This window comes from Deltaproteobacteria bacterium (genome assembly GCA_026712905.1).
Taxonomy (GTDB): domain Bacteria; phylum Desulfobacterota; class Binatia; order UBA9968; family JAJDTQ01; genus JAJDTQ01.
The window spans coordinates 1-21,811 of sequence record JAPOPM010000038.1 but is presented as its reverse complement, the minus strand read 5'-3'; the positions used below and the strand labels follow the sequence as shown (position 1 = coordinate 21,811).

At 67.3% G+C, this 21,811-nt stretch carries 18 protein-coding genes; 9 read left to right on the top strand and 9 right to left on the bottom strand.

What is annotated here, in order from left to right:
• Nucleotides 1-12 precede the first annotated feature (12 nt).
• From OXF11_02770 to OXF11_02745, 6 genes are all read right to left on the bottom strand, one after another.
• The gene (locus OXF11_02770) at nt 13-828 is read right to left on the bottom strand and encodes a TatD family hydrolase (GenBank protein MCY4486022.1); all 816 of its coding nucleotides are present in this window, start codon (nt 826-828) and stop codon (nt 13-15) included.
• Nucleotides 825-2,366 carry a methionine--tRNA ligase gene (gene metG / locus OXF11_02765; protein ID MCY4486021.1) on the bottom strand — a complete coding sequence of 514 codons (1,542 nt, stop codon included), beginning with the start codon at nt 2,364-2,366 and terminating at the stop codon, nt 825-827. The genes OXF11_02770 and metG overlap by 4 nt, the downstream gene beginning before the upstream one ends.
• Before the next feature lie 64 nt (nt 2,367-2,430).
• Nucleotides 2,431-3,423 (bottom strand): DNA polymerase III subunit delta', encoded by a 993-nt coding sequence (gene holB / locus OXF11_02760; protein MCY4486020.1) that lies wholly within the window; start codon nt 3,421-3,423, stop codon nt 2,431-2,433.
• A 91-nt stretch (nt 3,424-3,514) separates the two neighbouring features.
• Nucleotides 3,515-4,168: a dTMP kinase gene (tmk, locus tag OXF11_02755; protein MCY4486019.1), complete on the bottom strand. Its 654-nt coding sequence runs from the start codon at nt 4,166-4,168 to the stop codon at nt 3,515-3,517.
• Nucleotides 4,169-4,581: 413 nt separating this feature from the next.
• Nucleotides 4,582-5,088, bottom strand: a complete 507-nt coding sequence (gene yfcD, locus OXF11_02750) for an NUDIX hydrolase YfcD (protein MCY4486018.1) — start codon at nt 5,086-5,088, stop codon at nt 4,582-4,584.
• 406 nt (nt 5,089-5,494) lie between these two features.
• Nucleotides 5,495-6,355, bottom strand: coding sequence for a DMT family transporter (locus OXF11_02745; GenBank protein MCY4486017.1), 861 nt, complete (start codon nt 6,353-6,355; stop codon nt 5,495-5,497).
• A gap of 215 nt (nt 6,356-6,570) precedes the next feature.
• Between OXF11_02745 and OXF11_02740 the strand changes: the two genes are divergently transcribed.
• Nucleotides 6,571-7,563, top strand: coding sequence for a hypothetical protein (locus tag OXF11_02740; protein MCY4486016.1), 993 nt, complete (start codon nt 6,571-6,573; stop codon nt 7,561-7,563).
• A 33-nt stretch (nt 7,564-7,596) separates the two neighbouring features.
• On the opposite strand, the gene OXF11_02735 is transcribed toward OXF11_02740, so the two are convergent.
• Both OXF11_02735 and OXF11_02730 read right to left on the bottom strand, forming a co-directional pair.
• Nucleotides 7,597-9,312: a thiamine pyrophosphate-requiring protein gene (locus OXF11_02735; protein ID MCY4486015.1), complete on the bottom strand. Its 1,716-nt coding sequence runs from the start codon at nt 9,310-9,312 to the stop codon at nt 7,597-7,599.
• A 182-nt stretch (nt 9,313-9,494) separates the two neighbouring features.
• Nucleotides 9,495-10,007, bottom strand: a complete 513-nt coding sequence (locus OXF11_02730; protein MCY4486014.1) for a DUF1772 domain-containing protein — start codon at nt 10,005-10,007, stop codon at nt 9,495-9,497.
• A gap of 163 nt (nt 10,008-10,170) precedes the next feature.
• Between OXF11_02730 and OXF11_02725 the strand changes: the two genes are divergently transcribed.
• The 6 genes from OXF11_02725 (at nt 10,171) to uvrA (ending at nt 20,051) form a co-directional block, all read left to right on the top strand.
• Nucleotides 10,171-10,665 carry an SET domain-containing protein-lysine N-methyltransferase gene (locus tag OXF11_02725; protein ID MCY4486013.1) on the top strand — a complete coding sequence of 165 codons (495 nt, stop codon included), beginning with the start codon at nt 10,171-10,173 and terminating at the stop codon, nt 10,663-10,665.
• 39 nt (nt 10,666-10,704) lie between these two features.
• On the top strand, nt 10,705-12,270 hold the full coding sequence (locus tag OXF11_02720; protein ID MCY4486012.1) for a DUF4301 family protein: 1,566 nt from the start codon (nt 10,705-10,707) through the stop codon (nt 12,268-12,270).
• Nucleotides 12,271-12,451: 181 nt separating this feature from the next.
• Nucleotides 12,452-13,549 (top strand): Mrp/NBP35 family ATP-binding protein, encoded by a 1,098-nt coding sequence (locus OXF11_02715; protein ID MCY4486011.1) that lies wholly within the window; start codon nt 12,452-12,454, stop codon nt 13,547-13,549.
• Between the two features lie 5 nt (nt 13,550-13,554).
• The gene (locus OXF11_02710; protein ID MCY4486010.1) at nt 13,555-13,878 is read left to right on the top strand and encodes a DUF971 domain-containing protein; all 324 of its coding nucleotides are present in this window, start codon (nt 13,555-13,557) and stop codon (nt 13,876-13,878) included.
• Nucleotides 13,879-13,912: 34 nt separating this feature from the next.
• Nucleotides 13,913-14,212: an iron-sulfur cluster assembly protein gene (locus OXF11_02705; GenBank protein MCY4486009.1), complete on the top strand. Its 300-nt coding sequence runs from the start codon at nt 13,913-13,915 to the stop codon at nt 14,210-14,212.
• Between the two features lie 43 nt (nt 14,213-14,255).
• On the top strand, nt 14,256-20,051 hold the full coding sequence (gene uvrA / locus OXF11_02700; GenBank protein MCY4486008.1) for an excinuclease ABC subunit UvrA: 5,796 nt from the start codon (nt 14,256-14,258) through the stop codon (nt 20,049-20,051).
• A 40-nt stretch (nt 20,052-20,091) separates the two neighbouring features.
• Here the strand turns inward: uvrA and OXF11_02695 are convergent, their stop codons facing one another.
• Entirely contained in the window at nt 20,092-20,379 is a 288-nt protein-coding gene (locus OXF11_02695; protein MCY4486007.1) for a HigA family addiction module antitoxin, read from the bottom strand.
• Nucleotides 20,380-20,542: 163 nt separating this feature from the next.
• On the opposite strand from OXF11_02695, the gene OXF11_02690 reads away from it, so the two are divergent.
• Both OXF11_02690 and OXF11_02685 read left to right on the top strand, forming a co-directional pair.
• On the top strand, nt 20,543-21,157 hold the full coding sequence (locus tag OXF11_02690) for an NIPSNAP family protein (protein MCY4486006.1): 615 nt from the start codon (nt 20,543-20,545) through the stop codon (nt 21,155-21,157).
• Between the two features lie 263 nt (nt 21,158-21,420).
• A partial coding sequence (locus OXF11_02685; GenBank protein MCY4486005.1) for a hypothetical protein occupies nt 21,421-21,811 on the top strand: 391 nt, incomplete at its 3' end.

Below are 21,811 nucleotides of genomic sequence, written 5' to 3'. Positions count from 1 at the left end.
AATACCGTGCGATCATTCCGTGGCTGCATGAACCGCATGGCCCTCAGCGGTTTCGTCGGCCGGCAGCGCGAACAGCATCCGAGCGTTGCGGCTAACGGCGTCCGCGATCTCGTCCACGCCGACCCCCCGCACCTGGGCCAGGGTCTCGGCCACAAAGCGGACGTAGGCGGGCTCGTTCCTGCGCCCGCGCCGGGGAACCGGCGCCAGGAAAGGCGCGTCGGTCTCGATGAGCAGCCGGTCCGTGGGGACCTGACGCGCGACGTCCCGTAGCCCGTCGGCGTTCTTGAAGGTGACGATGCCCGAGAACGACAAATAGAAGCCGAGGTCGAGGAACGTGCGCGCGGCCGCGGCGTCGCTGGTGAAGCAGTGGATCACCCCGTGAAGTGCCCCGCCGCCCCGGCCCCGAATCGTCTCCGCTACCTCGCGATCCGATTCCCGGTTGTGCACCACGATGGGCAGCCCGGTCTCCACGGCAAGGGCCGCGAAACGCTCGAACATGTCGCGCTGTACCTGCCGGGGCGAGTGGTCGTAGTGGAAGTCGAGGCCGGTCTCGCCGATGGCGACGACCTTGGGATGCCGTGACAGGTCCCGCAAGCGCGCCATGTCTTCCGCGGCCACGTCCTTGGCGTCGTGCGGGTGCATGCCCACGGTGGCATAGAGACCCGCGTGCTTTTCGGCCAAGCGCACCGCCTTGTCGTTGGTGGAGAGGTCGCCGGCGCCGCCAACCACGATCAGGGTGTCGACGCCCGCCTCCGCGGCACGCTCCAGCACCGCGTCCCGGTCCTCGTCGAACTCCTCGGTCTGGATGTGGCAGTGGGTGTCGATCACTCTCCGTCGTCCTCCGTTTCCTCGATCCTCGGAAACAGTATCCGCGGCGCCTGCACCGCGTGCCCCTCGGGGAACGAGCCGCCCCACTCGGTGCGGAGGCCGTCGGTGGCGGGTAACCCCAGGAGTTCCCGTACCGCCGCGCCGGTCTCGGGCAGGAACGGGCTCAGCAACTCGCCGGTGAGGCGCACGCTCTCCAGTACGTTGTGCAGGATCTCGCCCACGCGCGGCTTCTGGTCGGGGTCCTTGACCAGGGTGAAGGGCGCGGTCTGCACGATGTACTGGTTGGTGCGGTCCAGGGCGGCGAAGATCGATTCCAGTGCCCGGTGGAAAGCCATGTCCTCCATGTACCGGTCTACGCTCTCGGCCGCTTCCTGGAAGGCCTCCTTGAGCTCCCGGTCCTCGGCACGTTCGCCGTCGCCCATGGGCTGGACCACCCCGCCGAAGTAGCGTTTCTGCATGGCGAGAACGCGGCTCACCAGGTTGCCGAAGTTGTTGGCGAGATCGGCGTTGACCCGGTTGATGAACGCGTCCATCGAGAAGGCGGCGTCCTGGCCGAACACCATCTCCCGCAGCAGGTAGTAGCGGAACGCGTCCATGCCGTAGCGCTCCTTCATGTCGAGCGGGCGGATGACGTTGCCCAGACTCTTGGACATCTTGCCCTTGTCCATGATCCAGTAGCCGTGCACGTTGAGCCGGTGGTAGAGCGGCAGGCCCGCGGCCATGAGCATGGTGGGCCAGTAGATGGCGTGAGGCTTGAGGATGTCCTTGGCGATGATGTGGTTGCAGCAGGGCCAGTAGGCGTCGAAGGACCCCGCGCCCTTGTGTTCCAGCGCGCTCACGTAGTTGATGAGCGCGTCGAACCACACGTAGGTGACGTAGTCCTGGTCGAAGGGCAACGGGATGCCCCATTGCAGCCGGCTCTTGGGCCGGGAGATGCACAGGTCTTCCAGGGGCTCGCGCAAGAGCGACAGCACCTCCGCGCGGTAGCTCGACGGCGTCACGAAATCGGGGTCCTTCTCGAGCTGATCGAGCAGCCGGTCCTGGTACTTGCCCATGCGGAAGAAGTAGTTCTTCTCCTCGATGAAGGCGGCCTCGGTCTGGTGGTCCGGACACTTGCCGTCCTGCAACTCCTTCTCGGTGTAGAAACGCTCGCAGCCGTAGCAGTAGTACCCGCCGTACTCCCCGAAGTAGATGTCGCCGGCGTCGTAGATGTGCTGGAGGATCCGGCTCACCGTGGCCTTGTGGTAGTCGTCGGTGGTGCGGATGAAGTAGTCGTAGGCGATTCCGCAGGTGTCCCAGGTGGAGCGGAACAGCCCGCTGATCCGGTCCGCGTAGGCCTTGGGGTCGATGTCGTCCGCGGCCGCCGCCTGGGCGATCTTGTCGCCGTGTTCGTCGGTGCCGGTGAGGAAGAACACGTCCCGGCCGCGCATCCGGTGGTAGCGCTTCAGCGTGTCCGCGATAATGGTCGTGTACGTGTGCCCGAGGTGCGGCTGGGCGTTCACATAGTAGATCGGCGTGGTGAAGTATATCCGGTCCATGGTGGTGGTGCGGTCCCCTCGGTCTGATGTCTGCGCGTCAGCGGTAGCCTATGTCAGCGGTAGCCTATTCTTGGCTCAAGATACCGGGAATGAAGCCCTCCAGCACCATGCGCCGGTTGAAGTTCCGGTTAATCGACCGGGTCGCGTTGTCGATCTCGGCCATGGCGGCGGTGGAGTCCTGCACGCGCCGGGCGCCGGCGGCCCTCTGGAGCGGCTCCAGCAGGTCCCGGTTGCACACGGTGGCGGCCGAGCCCGTGACCTGCAGCACCATGATGTCCCGCAGCCACCCCCGCACCCAGTCCAGGAAACGCAGGGCCTGCTCCCGGTCCTTGCCCATCTCCTCGGCCAGCTCCGAGATGCCGCGCGCGTCGTCCGGTGAGAGGCCCGCCAGCCGGCGGAAGCACTCCCGGCGCTGTTCCAGGAGCGCCTCGTCCTCTCCCGCCAGCGCCTTGCCGAGGCTCCCGTAGCTGAGACTGGCCAGCAACATCGCCCGGTCCTCGGAAAGCCCCTCGCGCCGCGCCACGATGGCCGCCACCTGCTCCACCGTCAGGGGAAAGAAGGGCAGCCGCAGGCAGCGCGACAGCACCGTGGGCAGCACGCCGCCGGTGCTCTCGGCGATGAGGATCAGCAGCGAATGGTCCGGCGGCTCCTCCAGCGTCTTGAGCAGCGCGTTCTGGGCGTGCAGGTTCATGAGCGTCAACGGGTCGATGACGGCGACCTTCTTCTTGCCGTTGAAGCGGTGCAGCGCCAACTGTTGCTGCAGCTCCCGCACCTGCTCGATGGTGATGTCGCGCTTGCCCTTGCGCGGCGCCAGCCAGTGCACGTCCGGGTGGTTGTCGTGCTCGACGGCCCGGCAGGCCGAGCAGTCCCCGCAGGCATCGCCGGTGCCGGCGGAACACTGAACCGCCGCCGTCAGGGCCGTGGCGACGGTGCGCTTCCCCGTCCCTTCCGGGCCGACGAACAGGTAGGCATGGTGCAGCCGGTCCCGTTCGACGGCGCGCCGCAGCAACGCGATCTGCCCTTCGTGGCCGATGATATCATGGAAGCCAAGCAGCATTATCCGAACATCACCACGGGAGCGCCGTCACTGGACTCGATGGTCCACACGCCAACGTCCTGCGCCAAATTGATCACACCGTCCGCGGAGGTTACCCGCTGGCCGCCGCGTACCCGTCAAGCCATTCCGCTACGATGCGCCGCACCTGTTCCTGGGTTGTCTCGACCGGGCCTTCCGAATGCACAACCCGATAGCGCTCCGGATCCGCCTCGGCCAGCTTGAGGAACCCGTCGCGTACCCGGCGCTGGAAGGCGGTGCCCTCGGCCTCGAACCGGTCTTCGCGCGCCGCCCGCGGGTCCGCCCGCTCGGCCGCCCGTGCCAGCGCCACCTCCACGGGGCAGTCCAGCACGATCGTCAGCTCGGGCATCGTCCCGCCCGTCGCCTCGTGGTTCAACCGCCGCAGCAGGTCCAGGTCCATGCCCCGCCCGTAACCCTGGTAGGCCAGGGTGGAATCGGTGAAACGGTCGGACACCACCAGCTTGCCCTGTTCCAGGGCGGGCCGGACCACCTCCCGGACGTGCTGCGCCCGGTCGGCCAGTATCATGAACAGCTCGGCCTCCCGGGAAAGCAGCCGCGGGCCGCGCTCCAGCAGGAGCCTGCGCAACTCCTTGCCCAGCGGCGTGTCGCCCGGCTCCCGGGTCATCAGCCGCGGTACTTGCCGCGCGCCCAGATACTCGTCGAGCAGCCGGATTTGACGGCTTTTCCCCGATCCGTCGCCGCCCTCGATGGTCAAAAAACGCAGCATTCCATGGTCGGGGGAGCACCCCCGTATGAGAAGAATATTACACGAGAACGGGACGGCTGCCCAACGGCGGCCAAGGGAGATCTCTTCGAGAGAGCGGCAAATCAGGCCGTGTCACAGACTCCGGTCGGATGAGAACCGGCATCAACGCCCGGAGTCGTCATTCCCGCGAGACAGGCTGTGTCAAGACCCGTGAGGCAAGGACCCTACGGAACGTCATTCCCGCGGAAGCGGGAATCCAGGCGGGGAAACACGCCCGTTTGGCCCCTCCCAACCCATGGATTCCCGCCCCCGATCGGGGTCGAGGGCAAGCTTTCGCGGGAATGACGGTATGGGATGTCGTTGCCATTTCTCGTTCGAATGGAGTTTTGACACACCCTGGGAAGCGGGAATCCAGGGACCGAGAGGGGATCAGGTCAGTCGCGGACCGATTCCGTGTAGCGCCGCAGCACGTACAGGCCGTCCGGCGTGAAGGGCTGGATCGCCGCGGCCTCGAAGACCGCGTCCACGGGCATGAACGAGCCGCTCTCTACTTCTTCCTCCTGGAGGGTCACCGGTCCGTCGTAGACGCAACGGTAGGCCGCGCCCCAGACACGGCTGTGGTCGTCGGCATGGTAGAACTCGAACAGGCTCTCCAGCGGGACGTCACGGATGCCCATTTCTTCCTCGAGCTCGCGCTTCGCCCCATCGAGGTAGCTCTCGCCCGCCAGCACCACGCCGCCGGCCGCGGGATCGTAGTATCCAGGGAACACGTCCTTGGTCAGGGTGCGTTTCTGCACATAGACTTCGCCGGCTGAGTTGAAGACCAGGATGTAGGTACTCCGGTGCGGCAGCCGCCGCGCGCGCATCTCCCGCCGCGGCGCGGACCCCACGACACGGTTGTCCTCGTCCACGATGGCTATGATTTCATCGCCCGGATCCACAGGACGGGACGGTAGCGGGCGGTGTTTGGCCTTGTCAACCGGAGCCCTGGAACATCGTTTCCGCGCAGCGAGCTGTGTCAAGACTCATGAGGCAGAGCTCCCTCGAATCGTCATTCCCGAGAAACATCTGTGTCAAGACTCATGAGGCACCTACGTAATGGAACGTCATTCCCGCGGAAGCGGGAATCCAGGGGTGGTGAGGTGGGGAAACGCCGCCGTAGTGCCCCTCCACTGCCCCTGGATTCCCGCTTCCGCGGGAATGACGTGTGCCGTCTCCTGGCCGACCGGAGCATTGACGCAGCCGCTTTCACGGGAATGACCTTCCGGAGGGCCGTGCCGTCTCCTGGCCGACCGGAGCATTGACGCAGTCGCTTTCACGGGAATGACGATTCAGGCGTTGGCGCCATCAGAACGCCGTCAGCACCACGCCGCCCGCGCAGATCATCAGCGCGCCGATGACCGCCTTGGAGGTGACCCGTTCGTGGTCCCTCAGCAGCAGGTGGGTGAAGGCCACCGAGAACAGCGGCGTGGTGGCGATCAGGGGGTCCACCAGCACGACGTCGCCGCGGCTCAGGGCCAGCATGTAGGACGTGATGCCGCAGCTCGTCACCATGCCCGAAAGGCCGAACCACATCACCGCCCCGCGGTTGAAGTTCAGGTCGCGGTAGCCCCGCGCGGCTACCAGGTAGACCAACAGGCCGCTGACACTCCCCATGATCGTCAGACTGACCGCCAGCGGCACCGATGTGATCATCGAATAGCCGAACTTGCGAATGGGACTGGCGATGCCTCCCAGGATCGACGCGCCGATGGCGAGAAGGAGGTCGCGCTTGCGGAAGGCCGTGAGCGCCTTGGCGTCGCGCATCCCCAGAATCGTCGCACCCAGGATGATCAGCATGGTGCCGCCGAGCAGCGTCAGGGTCCATTGCTCGCCCAGCCACGCCACCGCCACCACGCCCGCGAACAGCGGCGAGGTGTTCCTGAGCGGCGAGGCGCGGGCCACGCCGACCCGGGAGATGGCCGCGTAGAACAGGAACTGGGTGGTGAGCGGCGCCACCGCCCCGGCGAACATGAACCAGCCCACCGCGGGCACCGACGCCTGCGACCATTCGGCCAAGGGACCCATGACCGCCAGCAGCACCGTGCCCATGGTGATGATGTTGAAGGTGATGGCGGTGGTGGTGGAGCCCGTGCGCATGCCGTAGCGCACCAGGATATGGGCGGAGCCGAAGAAGAACGCGGCTGCCAGGGCGGTCAATGTTGCCATGTGCAAGCGGGACGGGCGGACCGTGAAGGCATCATGTCAGCGGCCCGTCGCGTATGAATCGCCGGCAAGAAATCAGCGGACCGCGTGACAGGCCAGCAGACGGCACACTATACAATACCCGGCTTACATAGGCTAATCTGTCCCGGAAGGTGCCGGACTCGATCCGGAAACGCCGCGCACGCCGCGAGCGACCCTCGACGAAGGAGAACGACGACATGACCTACGACGACCGCAGCGTGAAACCCATGAGCTCCAGCCTCCTGCGGGCGCAGATCGGTACCAAGCTCCTGGCCGGCCTCTACGACTCGGTGCCGACCATGATGACCAGCGCCATCCGGCTCTACGTGGATCTGCCCGGCTCCGCCGCCACGGCGGGTCCGCCCTTCGCCTTCAACATCGCCATCAGCCCGGCGTGGTGCAGCGGCATCCAGGGGGCGCGCCTGGTGGGGCGGCGCAAGATCGACATCGCCTGGCTCAACCCCTCGGTGATCCCGGCCATGGCGTATCACGGACGCGGCCCCTTCCGGAAACCGCTGCCCCTGCGCGCGCTGGCGGTGTTCCCCTCCTACGATCGCCTGGTGATCGCGGTGGCGCCCAAGTGGGGCATCCGCTCCATGGACGATCTGAAGCGGAAGCGTCCCGCGCTCACGGTATCGGTGGCCACCAACGACTGCGTCGATTTCGCCATCGGCGCGCTGCTGCGCGCCCACGGCATGAGCCTCAAGACCTTCGAGGAGTGGGGCGGCGTGGTGGAGCCGGTGGTGCGGCCCAGCAACCCGCGGCGCCTGGAGGGAATCGCGTCCGGCGAGGTCGACGCGGTCATCGACGAGGGCCTGACATCGTGGGCAAGCACCGCGGTGGAGCACGAGATGGCCTTCCTGCACCTCTCGCCCAAGGGCATGGCGCGGCTCGACCGCTACGGTTTCACCCACGCGCCCCTGAGCGGCCCACTGTTCGACGGCAAGGTACCCGAGCCCGTCACCGCCGTGGACTTCAGCGGCTGGCCCATCGTCACTCACGCCGACATGCCGGACGAACTCGCCTACCAGGTGGTCGGCGCCATCGAGCGCATGCGCGAAGACATCGGTTACGACACCCCCGGCGTGCCCCCGATGCCCCGGTTCTGCAGCGATACTCCCGACGGCCCGCTGGACCTGCCGCTGCACCCCGGGGCGGAGCGCTACTACCGGGAACAGGGTTACCTCTGAGACGGGAAAGCGCGTCTCTGGCGGTGCGGCCGCCTACGCCGAGCAGATGACGTTGATCACCGCCTGGCGCTTCTCCACTTCCACCGCCTTGAGGCCGCGCTCCAGGGCGGGCATGAGGTCGGCGGCTTCCTCCACACGCTCGCCGTAGCCGTCGGCCACTTCCACCGCCTTCTCGTACTTGTCCACGGCGTTGAGCATGGTGATGGGCTGGTGGTCGCTCTTGGCCGCGTAGCCCTCGGGGTTGAGGCCCACGGTGGCGCGGCGCACCGCCTGCCATCGCTGGTTGTTGAAGATGACCGTGAGGTGCGGCAGCTTTTGCTCCGCCGCGACGTAATGGCTGGCGATGGGGTTGCCGAACATGTAGGAGCCGTCGCCGTGGGTGCCGATGACCAGCCGGTCCGGGGCCGCCAGCTTGGCGCCCAGCGCGACGCCGAGGCCGTGACCCAGGCCCGAGGCGGCGCCGGCGTTGAGCAGAGTCCCCGGCCGGCTGATGTCGATGTGGGTCGACGCCAGTGCCGATTCCTTCACCACGATGGTGTCGTCACCCTTGATCTGGTTGATGCAGTCGGTGATCCAGATGGGGTGGATGGGCTTGTTGTCCTTCACCTGGTCCAGGCGCTTGGCCCAGCCGTCGCGCTGCTTGCGCCACATTTCCGCCAGGGCGCTCCGGCGCCTGTCGACGCGGGCCTTGACCCGGCCTTCGTGCGCCGACATGGCCTCGTTCAGCATGGTGAGGCCGGCGTCGGTGGCGCACGCCAGGGCGATGTCGCAGGGATGGCCGCGCAGCGGCACGTAGGTGTGCAGCGGGTCCGCGCCCATGTGGATCACCTTGGCGTCGTCGCGCACCTTGTCCGTGGCCGGCAGCCACGGCACCGCCACGTCCACCACCAGGATCACGTCCGCCTGGCCCAGCAGCGGGTTCAGGTCGTAGCCCAGGTTCATGGGGTGGTCGGTGGGCAGCGACATGTAGCGGTTGCGGTACTGCACCACCGGGATGGCGTAGCGCTCGGCGAGGGCGCCCAGGGGTTCCCACACCTGCGGGTTGCGGCCCGCCCAGTTGGTGATGATCAGCGGGTTCTCGGCGTCGGCCAAGAGCGCCGCCGTCTCGTCCGTGGCCGCCGCGTTGGGATAGGGCGGCGCCGCCGCGTGCTGGCGTCCGGGCGACTCGTAGGTGAACTCGTTCAGTTGCTCCGCCAGCACTTCCCGCGGCAGGCTCAGGTACACCGGACCCGTGGGCTCGCTCTTGGCCACGGCCAGGGCGCGGTCGACGATGGTCTCGGTCTGCTTGCCGTTGCGCAGCTCGTAGTCCCACTTGGCCGCCTCCCGCACCATGGAGGCCTGGTCGAACATCTCCTGGGTCCAGTGGATGTCCAGGCTCCGGTGGCCGTCGAGGCCCTCCTCGTTGGTGGGCGTCCGGCCCGCCGTGAACAGCACGGGGATGTTGCCCCGGGCGGCGTTCAGGAACCCGTTCATGCCGTTGGCGGTGCCGACGTTGACGTGCACCATCACGGCCTGGGGCTTCCCCGTCACGAGGTAGTAACCGATGGCCATGTGCATCGCCGTGTTCTCGTGTGGGCACGTGACCGGCTCGGGAATCCGCGTCTCCAGCGACTGTGCCTTGGCCATGGCCTCCACGATGGGCGCGAAGTCCGTGCCCGCGTTGGCAAAGAAATAATCCACGCCCCGATCCGCCAGCAGCGCCAGATAGGCATCCGCCACGGTCACGTTCAACAGGGTTGTCTTGGCCATCTCGTTCCTTCCTTGTGTATCAGGTGGATACCGCCGCCAGTCCACGAATGTAGTGTTCGACGCTATTGGTATATGATTGCAGGTGTACCGGCAAGGCGATGGGCCGGGGCTGCCGATCGCATGAGGAAAGCCAACGAACGGCAGACAAGTATCCACGAGGCTCTCGCGAACCGTGAACAGGTTTAAGGAACCCGCGACGTTGAGTCGGCGCACCTCAGGATGCCCAGGCCCGCGAGCAGCAGAGTGATACCCGAGATAGCCGCGCGGGCCGTGTTCCAACGCTGCCACGGGATGGAGTAGCCCTGCCACACTTCCCGCGCGCGGGCCGGCTCCAACGGGGTTTCCACCTGGGCGAGCGCTTCGTTCATCGGGACGTGGACCGTCATGGTCAGGATCATGCCTCCAACGAGATAGAGCATACCGGCGGCGCCGAAGAGCCACGCGGCGCGGCTCTCTCCGGTCACCCATGCGATCAGCGCGGTGGCGAGCAGGACGAAGGGCGTGCCGAAGAAGGCCGGCGCAAAGACGGCGTTACGTACGCTCGCGTTCATGGCCTGCATGGCGGCGATGGCGACGTTGGGATCGGCCGCGTCGAGCCCCCACATGGTCGAACAGACCCAGGCAAAGAAGAAGCCGAAAATGGCGCCCGAAAACAACACGGACAGAACCGCCATCGGTTTCAACAGAACGCGCATCCCTGTCTCCATACTTGGTCAGTTTGCCCTATTCGGAGGCCGAATCAACCGGGGTGATGCGTGGCGGCGCTCTCGCCACGCCCTCTTGTCCAAGTCTACTTTCCGGCCGCGGGATGGTATACACGATCCACCGTTGCAGGTCGTAGCGAAAGCGGGGAAACCGGTGGCGAAGGCATCGAAGCGCGTGCTTCCGAAGGTGTTCGTAGGGACGTCCGCGATTCATGGGGACGGGCTCTTCGCGGGCGAGCGGATCCGGAAGGGCCGGCGCATCATCGAGTACAAGGGCGATAAGGTTCCCGCCGGAGAGGGCGCCACCCGGTCCAGGGGCGATGAGGAACTCACCTACATCTTCAATCTCAGCGACAAGTACGACGTGGACGGTTCGTTGAACGGCAACGAAGCGCGCTTCGCCAACCATTCCTGCGACGGCAACGCCTACGCCGACATCATCAACAACCGCATCTGGTTCATCGCGGAACGGGACATCGAGGAAGGCGAGGAGATCACCTTCGACTACCGGCTCCAGGGCGATGAGGTGTATCCGTGCGTGTGCGGCACCGGAGAGTGCCGCGGTTACACGAACGACGCCGACGACGAGGTGGTGAAGACGGCCGTGGGCGATGCGTGCCAAGAGCCTGCGCCGCAGAAGACTGGTTGAATTGTCACGCCCCCGGATCGAAGTCGAAGGACCATGGTCATGGCTCCTCCTCTTACCGAACGCGACCTGGAACAGCTCCGGGCTCGTGGCATCTCACCCGAGCAGGCCGTCGACCATCTGACAACCCTGGCCGGGGGCGTGCCGTACGTGGTGCTGGACCGTCCCTGCACGCCGGGCGACGGCATCACGGTGCTGGACGGGGCGGAGTTGGAACGGCTGGCGCGGCGTGGCGAGGAGGCCGCGCGGGCCGGGCGTTGCCTGAAGTTCGTTCCCGCGTCGGGAGCGGCGAGCCGCATGTTTCAGGCGCTGCTGGAGGCCCGGGACCGGGCCGGCGATGCGGTGACGGCCGTGGATGACCTTCGCGATGCGCCGGGATACCCGGTGCTGCGGGAGTTCATGGCCGGGCTTGAGCGCTTCGCGTTCTACCCCGAGTTGAACGCTGCCCTGGAACGGCAAGGGAAGCGCCTTCGGCCGCTGCGCCAGGCCGGACGCTTTCGCGAGATACTGGACTGCCTCCTGGAGCCCGGCGGAATGGGTTACGCCGCGCTGCCCAAGGCTCTCGTCCCCTTTCACCGCTACGCGGACGACTGCCGCACCCCCGTGGCCGAGCACCTGCTGGAGGCATGCCGGTATGTCCGGGACCGGACCGGGATGGTGCGGGTTCACTTCACGGTCTCTCCCGAACACGCGCGCGCGGTGGAGGACCATGTCGCGGCCATGTGCCGCCGCTGCGAGGACCGGGATACCTCCATCGACGTGACGCTTTCGGTTCAGCGGCCCGACACCGACACGCTGGCCGCGACCCCCGACAACCAGCCGTTCCGCGAACCGGACGGGAGCCTGTCGCTCCGGCCCGGCGGCCACGGCGCGCTGCTGGCGAACCTCAACGATCTGGCGGCCGACCTGGTGTTCATCCAGAATATCGACAACGTCGCCGTCTATGCCGGGACTGCGGTCCGCTACCGCAAGGCGCTGGCGGGCATGCTGGTGGAACTGCAGGCCCGGGTGTTCCATTACCTCGACGCCCTCCACGCCGACCCCGCGGCGTCGCTGGTGGACGAGGCGGCGCGCTTCGCCCGCGACGCGCTGGGCGTGGCCGGCCCGGACAGCCTCAAGGGCGCGCCCGCGGCGGAACGCGCCGGCTTCCTGCGCGCGGCGCTGGACCGTCCGCTCCGGGTGTGCGGCATGGTGCCGTCGGCCGGCGAGCCCGGCGGCGGCCCGTTCTGGGTCCGGGGCGCCGACGGCGCGTGCTCGCTCCAGATCGTCGAGTCGTCCCAGGTGGACATGGAAGCGCCGCGCCAAGGGGACGTCTTCGCCGCGTCCACCCACTTCAACCCGGTGGACATGGTCTGCGGCGTGCGCCGCCCCTCGGGCGCGTGCCACGACCTCATGCGCTTCAGCGATCCGCAAAGCGCGTTCATCTCCGTCAAGTCCAGCGGCGGGCGCCCGCTCAAGGCACTGGAGCACCCCGGCCTCTGGAACGGCGGCATGGCGCGCTGGAACACGGTGTTCGTCGAGCTCCCCGCGGCCAGTTTCGCGCCGGTGAAGACCGTGCTCGACCTGCTGCGGCCGCGGCACCAGCCCGTCCGTACATTGACACATTGAAATAGAGGCTGGGCGAGTCTATATTCGATTGTTTCGGGAACCCTGAGTTCGGCCATTCCAACCCGGCCCGGACTCTCGGGCCCATGGATCCCCGCGGAACGGCAAGGCAAGGTAACTCTACATGGCACTATTCGGCACGCGGTTCCGGCGGCGCAACGCCGGCGGAGAGAAGAGGAACGACATGTCCAGCGCCACCCACGAATCCGTTCTCGCGGCCCTGGGGACCGTCCAGGACCCGGAGCTGCACAAGGACATCGTCACCCTCGGCATGGTGAAGGACCTCGCGGTGGACGGCGGCAAGGTGTCGCTGACGGTGGAGCTGACCACCCCGGCGTGCCCGCTCAAGGACAAGATCCAGGGCGACGTGGAGCAGGCCCTGGCGCCCCTGGGGGTGTCGGAGGTGGCCCTGGAGTTCGGCGCCCAGGTGCGCGGCAGCAAGTCCGGCGCCGGCACCACCGACCTTTTGCCGAGTGTCAAGAACATCGTGCTGGTGGCCTCGGGCAAGGGCGGCGTGGGCAAGTCCACGGTGGCGGCCAACCTGGCGGTGGCGCTCAAGATGCACGGCGCCGCCGTAGGGCTGCTGGACGCGGACATTTACGGGCCGTCCGTGCCCATCCTCATGGGCGTCAACAAGGAACCGGACAAGGTGGAGGTGGACGGCGGCTTCAAGCTGGCGCCGCCGGTGGCCCATGGCGTTCCGGTGATGTCCATCGGCTTCTTTCTGGAGAGGGACCAGGCGGTGATCTGGCGCGGCCCCATGCTCGGCAAGGCGCTGCAGCAGCTCATGTCCGACGTGCAGTGGGGCGAGCTCGACTACCTGGTGGTGGACATGCCGCCGGGAACCGGCGACGTGCAGATCACTTTCTCGCAGCAGCTCAAGTGCAGCGGCGCGGTGCTGGTGGCGACGCCCCAGGACGTGGCCCTGGCCGACGTGGTGCGCGCCAAGTCCATGTTCGACAAGGTCCAGATCCCCATCGTCGGGATGGTGGAGAACATGAGCTACTTCGTGTGCGATGGCTGCGGCAAGCAGCACGAGATCTTTTCGCGCGGCGGCGCGCGGCGGGCCGCCGACAAGTTCGGCGTGCCGTTTCTGGGCGAGATTCCCTTGGTGCCCGCGATCCGCGAGTGGGGCGACAAGGGCACGCCGATCCTGGCGCAGGAGCCCGACTCGCCCACCAGCCAGGCGTTTCTCGAGGTGGCCGCGCGCCTGGCCGGCCAGCTCTCCATCGCGTCGGAGGCCGCCGAGCAGGCGCCGAGCTTGAGTATCGTCACGACCTGAGGGACATGGCGTTCCCCGTGGAGATCAACCACGTCAAGGCCCAGGGGGTCGTGCGCATCACCTGGGACGACGGGCACGTGGGCGAATACCCCAGGATGTACATCCGGGGTTACTGTCCCTGCGCCATGTGCCAGGGGCACGACTCGGCCGTCGAGAAGCGTTTCGTGGAAGTGCCGGACGCGGGCCTGGTGGCCATCGAGCCGGTGGGCAACTACGCCGTCTGTTTCCGCTGGAGCGACGGCCACATGACCGGCATCTACACGTTCGACTACCTGCGTTCGCTGTGCCCATGTGAGGAGTGTGTGAAGACCGAGCGCCCTGCCCCATAGAGCATTCGTGGGACAGGACACGGCAGGAGGAACCATGGTTACCAAGGAACAGGTCTATGAAGCCCTGCAGGACTGTTACGATCCCGAGATCCCGGTGAGCATCGTGGAGCTCGGCCTCGTCTACGATGTCGAGGTCGAGGACGACACCGTGGCGGTCAAGATGACCCTGACCGCACCGGGATGCGGCATGGGCGGCATGATCGCGGCCAACGCCGAGTCCCTCATCAAGGAGATCCCCGGGGTCAAGGGAGCCAGCGTCGACCTCGTGTGGGAGCCGCCCTGGGACCCCAGCCGCATCAGCGAGGAAGCCCGGCAAAAGCTCGGCATCGGATAGCCCGGACGTTACCAGCCATCCCGCATCCCGATTCCCGTCCACCATGGATCAGGGCTGGATACACGTTCGCGGCGCCAGGCAGAACAACCTCAAGCACATCGACCTCCGGATTCCTCTCGACGCGCTGACGGTGGTCACCGGCGTCAGCGGGTCGGGCAAGTCCACCGTCGCGTTCGACATCCTCTACGCGGAGGGCCAGCGCCGTTACGTCGAGAGCTTCTCGGCCTACGCGCGGCAGTTCCTCGACCGCATGGAGAAGCCCGACGTCGACGCCATCGAGAACATCCCGCCCACCATCGCCATCGACCAGACCCGGCCGGTGAAGACCTCGCGCTCCACGGTCGGCACCATGACCGAGCTGTACGACCACCTGAAGCTGCTGTTCGCCAAGATCGGCATCCTCCACTGCTCGGGCTGCGGCAAGGTCATCGCCAAGGACAGCGCTCCGTCCGTCGCGCGGCAGCTCCAGGCCCGCGGCGAGGGAGTGCGCTGGGTGCTGACCTTCCCGGTGGCCGTGCCGCCGGCCTTGCCCTGGGAGGAGGTCAAGGGAGGGCTGCTCCAGGCCGGGTTCCACCGGCTCCTGCGGGACCGCGAGCTGGTGGATCTCGAATCCCTCGAGGCCGCCCCCGGCGAGGTGGTGGACGTGGTCGGCGACCGTTTCGTGTACCGCCGGTCCACGCGCAAGCGGGTCACCGACTCGCTGGAGCAGGCATTCCAGTTCGGCAAGGGCCGGCTGGATCTGCACGACATGGAGAACGGCTGGCGCCGGGAAGGCTTCAGCAACCGCCTGCACTGCTCCGCCTGCGATCTGTCCTACGCCGAGCCGCAGCCCAACCTGTTCTCCTTCAACAGCCCGCTGGGGGCGTGCGAGACCTGCCACGGCTTCGGCCGCGCCATCGACCTCGACCTCGACCTGGTGATCCCGGACCCGTCCAAGTCCATCGCCGACGGCGCCATCAAGCCCTGGACCACCCGCGCCGCGCGCTGGGAGCTGCGGGAACTCAAGAAGTTCTGCGAGCGCCGGGGCATCTCGCTGGAGCGCCCCTTCATCGAGCTGGACGAGGAGGACCGCCGGCTCATCATCGACGGCGAGGGGAGCTGGCAGGACGGCAAGTACTACGGCATTCGCGGCTGGTTCCGGTGGCTGGAGCGGAAGAGCTACAAGATGCACGTGCGCGTGTTCCTGGCGCGCTACCGCTGCTACGTGACCTGCACCGATTGCCAGGGCACGCGCCTCAAGCCCGAGGGCCTGAACTTCCTCATCGCCGGGCGCAACATCGCGGACGTGAACCGCATGAGCGTGGCGGAGGCGCACACCTACTTCCAGGCCCTCGATCTGGACGCCACCCGCGACCAGGTCGCCAGCCTCGTGCTCCACGAGATCCGCCGCCGCCTGGACTATCTCATGGGCGTGGGGCTGGAGTACCTGACCCTGGACCGGCAGTCCCGCACCCTGTCCGGCGGCGAGCTGGAGCGGGTGGACCTCACCACCGCCATCGGCTCGTCCCTGGTGAATACGCTGTACGTGCTGGACGAACCTTCCATCGGTCTGCATCCGCGCGACAGCCACCGGCTGGTGGAGATACTTCACCGGCTGCGTGCCAACCACAACACCGTGGTGGTGGTGGAGCACGACCCGGAGATCATCAAGGAGAGCGACTACGTCATCGACCTGGGTCCGCACGCGGGCGAGCGCGGCGGCGAGGTGGTGTTCGCCGGCTCCTACGACGAGTTGCTGGCGAGCGAGACCTCCCTCACCGGCGACTACCTGACCCAGCGCAGGTCCATCCCGCTGCCGGTGCGGTACCGCCCCTTGATCCCGGGGCGCACCCTGGACATCCTCGGCGCCCGCGCCCACAACCTCAAGAACATCGACGTGAGCATCCCGCTGGGCCGTCTGGTGTGCGTCACCGGCGTGTCCGGCTCGGGCAAGTCGAGCCTGGTGGACGAGGTCATCGCCCACAACATCCGCCGCCTCAAGGCCTCGCCGCTGGCCACGCTGACGGACTGCGACGAGATCCGCGGCATCGACCGCGTCCCCGAGGTGATCCTGGTGGACCAGTCGCCGCTGGGCACCACGCCCCGGTCCAACCCGGTGACCTACATGAAGGCGTTCGATCCCATCCGGCGCCTGTTCGCCGGCGTGGACCTGTCGCGCTTCCGCGGCTACACGCCGTCCACCTTCTCGTTCAACGTGGAGGGCGGACGCTGCGAGTCGTGCCGCGGCGAGGGCTTCGAGAAGATCGAGATGCAGTTCCTCTCGGACGTGTTCGCCACCTGCTCGGAGTGCGGCGGCGCGCGCTACCGCCAGGAGGTGCTGGAGGTCAGCTACCGGGGCAAGAACATCCGCGACGTGCTCGGCCTCACCATCGCCGAGGCCATGAAGTTCTTCGGCGACCAGCCGGAGATCGTGCGCGGGCTGCGGCCGCTGGTCCGCGTGGGACTCGATTACCTGCGCCTGGGGCAGCCGGTCACCACCCTGTCGGGCGGCGAGTCCCAGCGCCTCAAGCTCGCCTCCCACATCGTCCGGGCCACCAAGACCGGCACGCTGTTCATCTTCGACGAGCCCACCACCGGCCTGCACTTCCATGACATCCGCCGGCTGCTGTCGGCCCTGCAGGAACTCATCGACCAGGGCCACTCGGTGATGGTCATCGAGCACAACCCCGAGGTCGTCAAGTGCGCCGACCACATCATCGACCTGGGACCCGAGGGTGGCGACGGCGGCGGCGAGGTCGTGGCCATCGGAACGCCGCCGGAAGTGGCCGCGGTGGAGAGCTCCCACACCGGCCGCTACCTGAAAGAGCACCTGCGCCCGTCGTCGTCCCGCTTCAGCCCGAAGCTGGCCAAGACGCAACCGCGCGCGGCGGCACGGACCGAGGGGCCGGCCCCGAACGGGCGAGCGGGCAACGGGAAGGGGCTCAACGGGAAGGCCGCGGCCCGGAAGGTCACAAGCGGGAAAGCTGCCGCCGGGAAGGCCGCCAACGGGAGAGCCGCCGACGGCCAGGGGTCCAACGAAAAGGCGATCAACGGCGCGGGGGCGATCCAGATCATCGGCGCCCGGGAGCACAACCTCAAGGGCATCGACGTGGACATTCCGCGGGACCGGCTGGTGGTGGTGACCGGCCTCAGCGGCTCGGGCAAGTCGTCGCTGGCCTTCGACATCATCTACGCCGACGGCCAGCGCCGCTACATCGACAGCCTGTCCGCCTACGCGCGCCAGTTCATGAAGATCATGGCGCGCCCCAACGTCGACGTGCTCGCGGGCATCCCGCCCACCGTGGCCATCGAGCAACGCCTGAGCCAGGGCGGGCGCAACTCCACGGTGGCCACGGTCACCGAGCTGTACCACTACCTGCGCCTGCTCTATTCCAAGGTGGGCAAGCAGCACTGCCCGCAGTGCGGCGGCTCCATCACGTCGCTCACCCGCAGCCGCATCCTCGACCGGGTGGGGCGCAAGTACCGCGGCAAGGACATCACCGTGCTGAGTCCGGTGGTGCGCGGGCGCAAGGGCTACCACAAGGACGTGATGATGGCGGCGCGCCGGTTGGGCTACGCCCGCGCGCGCATCGACGGCGCCGTGACCGCGCTGAGCGCGTCGCTGCTCCAGAACGGGCTGGGGCGTTTCCACGAGCACGACATCGACATCGTCGTGGGCACGGCCAAGGCCGGACGCCTGAGCATGGAGACGGTGCTGGGCCAGGGGCTGCGCCTGGGCAACGGAGTCATCCACGTGCTCTCGGAGGGCGCCGAGGAGGTCTACAACGAGCGCCTGTTCTGCCGCGCCTGCGGCGTCGGCTACGAGCCCCTGGACCCGCGGCTGTTCTCGTTCAACAGCCGCCAGGGGGCGTGCCCGGACTGCCGCGGCGTGGGCGCCTCCGAGGAGTTCGACGCCGACCTGGTGATCCCCGACCCCGAGCAGAGCTTCGCGCAAGTGGTGGAGCGGCTGTGCGCCGAGGCGCCCGAGGGGCGGCCGGGCCTCAAGCGGCGCCTCGGCCAGTGCCAGGGCGAACTCGAGCGGAAGCTCGGCATCCCCGGCGACGTGCCCATCGGGAACCTTTCCGCCAAGCAGCGGGAGGTGCTGCTCAACGGGCGCTCGCGCCCGCGGGTGGCCGGTCTGCTCACCGTGCTCGCCGGGCTCCAGGTGAAGAGCGACGGCCCGCTGGGCGGCTACCTGGCGTCGTTCGTGAGCGAGCGCACCTGCCCGTCGTGCCAGGGCGCCCGGCTCAACGCGCGGGCGCGCAGCGTGCGCGTGGCCGGCAAGGCCATCTGGCAGATCACCGCGCTGTCGGTGAAGGAGGCGCTGGGCCGCTTCGCCTCCCCGCAGGAGCGGCTGGTGGCCAACAGCCCCGACGCGGAGCGGATGGTGCTGGAGAAGACCCAGAAGGAGATCCACCACAAGCTGCGTTTCCTGGACGAGGTGGGCCTGGGCTACCTGACGCTGGACCGGCGCGCCAACACCCTGTCCGGCGGCGAGGCCCAACGGGTGCGTCTGGCCGCGCAACTGGGCTCCAACCTGCGCGGCGTCTGCTACATCCTGGACGAGCCCACCATCGGCCTGCACACCCGCGACAACGACCGTCTGCTGGCCACCCTGCGGCGGCTTGTGGAGGCGGGCAACACCGTGCTGGTGGTGGAGCACGACGAGACCACCATCCGGGCGGCGGACGTGCTGGTGGACCTTGGCCCCGGCGCGGGCGTGCGCGGCGGCCGGGTGGTGGCCATGGGCACGCCGGAGGAGGTGTGCGCCAATCCCGAGTCCGTCACCGGCGCGTTCCTGGGCACCACCCGCCGCCGCCTGTGGCCCGAGCGGCCCCTGAAGGGCGGCGACTGGCTGGTGGTGACCGGCGCGCGCGAGAACAACCTCAAGAACCTCAAGGTGCGCCTGCCCCTGGCCAAGTGGACCTGCGTCACCGGCGTGTCCGGCTCGGGCAAGAGCACCCTGGTGAAGGAGGTGCTGTTCAAGGGCGTCAAGACCCGGCTGGGGCACAACACCGGCCGCCCCGGCCAACACGAGGACATCGCCGGCTGGGAGGCCATCGAGCGCGCGGTGGAGGTGGACCAGACCCCCATCGGCAAGACCCCGCGCTCGGTACCCGCGTCCTACGTCGGCTTCCTGGACGAGATCCGCCGGGTCTACGCCCTCCATCCCGAGGCGCGCATGCGCGGCTACAGCCCCAGCCGGTTCTCCTTCAACGTCAGCGGCGGGCGCTGCGACGAGTGCGCCGGCCAGGGCCGGATCCGCAAGGAGATGAGCTTCCTTCCCGACGTGTTCGTGAACTGCGACGGCTGCGGCGGCCAGCGCTTCAACGAGGAGACTCTGTCCGTGCGCTTCAACGGCAAGAACATCGCCGAGGTGCTGCAGATGACCGTGGAGGAGGCCGTGGAGTTCTTCCGCCCCTTCCCCAAGGCCTACCGCCCGCTCAAGCTCCTGGACGACATCGGCATGGGCTACATCGCCCTGGGACAGGCCAGCAACACCCTGTCCGGCGGCGAGGCCCAGCGCATCAAGCTCGCCTACGAGCTCGGCAAGGAATCCCGCGGCAAGACCCTCTACATCCTCGACGAGCCCACCACCGGCCTCCACTTCGCCGACGTCGAGAAACTCATCGACATCCTCCACCGCCTGGTCGATGCCGGCAACACCGTCATCACCATCGAGCACAACCTCGAGATCATCAAGGACGCCGACTACCTCGTCGACCTCGGCCCCGAAGGCGGCGACAAGGGCGGCCGCGTGGTCGCGCACGGTGCCCCGTCAAAGGTCGCCCAGGACGGCAAGCGGTCCTACACGGCGCGGGCGCTGCGGGAGTATCTGGAGGCGAACGGGGCGGGGTAGGCGCTCCTCTGCCGTTAGTCGTCGCGCGAATTTGGACGCGTCAGGCCGCGGCAAAACTCTCGACCTTCATTTGATCGGCGCGTTCCCGCGCCCGCCAAAGATCGTAGGCCATCTGCATTCCGAGCCAAGTCTCGGGGGTCGACCCGAACGCCTTCGACAGTCGTATGGCCATATCCACGGAAATTCCCGTTCGCTCATTCACGAGTTCGGAAAGTGCCTGACGCGTCACGCCGAGGCCCCGAGCAGCACGGGTGACGGAAAGCCCCAGTGGTTCCAGGCACTGCCGCTTTACGAGCCCTCCGGGATGGGGAGGATTTTGCATCGCCATCACGACCTCCTCAGTGACCTGATCATCCCAAGACGCTAGCATGTCGGCCGTCAATTGGCAATTGACGATTTCGTAACACCTACGAGGAGAGGGTGTTTGCATTTGCCGGTCAAAACGGAAAGAAAGGGAGCAGACTTCACTGGCCGACCGCAGGAGGAAACACATGATCATCGAGATGAGAACCTACACGCTCAAGCCCGGCAAGACGCCGGATTTCGAGAAGGCTTTCGAGGAAGGGCTGCAGCACCGCGCCAAGATCTCCCCGCTGGGGGCGTTCTTTCACTCGGAGGTGGGGCAACTGAACCAGGTCATCCACATCTGGCCCTACGAGAGCTTCGCGGAAAAGGACCGCATCGGCGCCGAGGCCCGGGCCACCGGCCACTGGCCGCCCAAGGTTCGCGACTTCATGGTAACCCAGGAGAGCAAGGTCTTTCAGCCCGCGCCCTTCTCCCCGCCGCTGGAGCCGCGCGAGATGGGCAACATCTACGAGATCCGCACCTACACGGTGCATCCCGGCCTGATCCCGGACCTGATCAAGCGCTGGGAGGACTGCATCGAGGACCGGGTCAAGATCTCGCCCCTGGCGGCCGCCTGGTTCACCACCTACGGCGCGCTCAACCAGTGGGTGCACATCTGGCCGTACAAGGACATGGGCGAACGCTCCCGGCTGCGCGCCGATGCCATGAAGCTCCCCAACTGGCCGCCCACCACTCGCGAGATGCTGCTCCACCAGGAAAACTCCATCGTCGTGCCGGCGTCGTTCTCGCCGCTGCACTAGTCGAAACCCGCCGCTACTCGGGCGTCCAGATCGCTGCCGCTCGGCCGGTTGTTTGGTGCACGATACCAAACTTCCGGCCTCGGCGGCGCGTGAGCGACGAGACCCAACAAAGAGACGTTGTTCCCGTCACCGGCAGGGATCACCGCGCCGCTCTTCCCACTATCGACGCCATGCTCGATCGTTGTTGACCAACCTGACCGTGTCTATGGGTTCGCTGCCCATGAGTGGCGGCGTGGAAGTGCAGGCGCAGCCACGGAGTCTTGATGATGACCACTACGACAAAGGCGTTTGGATTGTTTGGCTGTATCGGCTTCTTCGCCCTCGCGGCGACCTGGGCGTTGGCGCAGCATGATCACACGATGTCCCCTTATGCGCATTCCCAAAGCGCCGAGTTCGCAACCCTCACGCCTGACGAGGTGCGCGAGTTGCGGAACGGCGAAGGCATGGGCCTCGCTCGACCGGCCGAGTTGAACAGTTTCCCCGGGCCGCGGCACCTTCTCGATCTCAAGATCGACCTCGATCTCACCCGGGAACAGATCGCGCTCATCGAGGCGATTCACGCTAAAATGAAGACCAGGGCCATCGCCAAGGGCGAGGCCATACTCCAGGCGGAGTCGCACCTTGCGAACCTGTTTGCCGCGGGACGGCCCACCG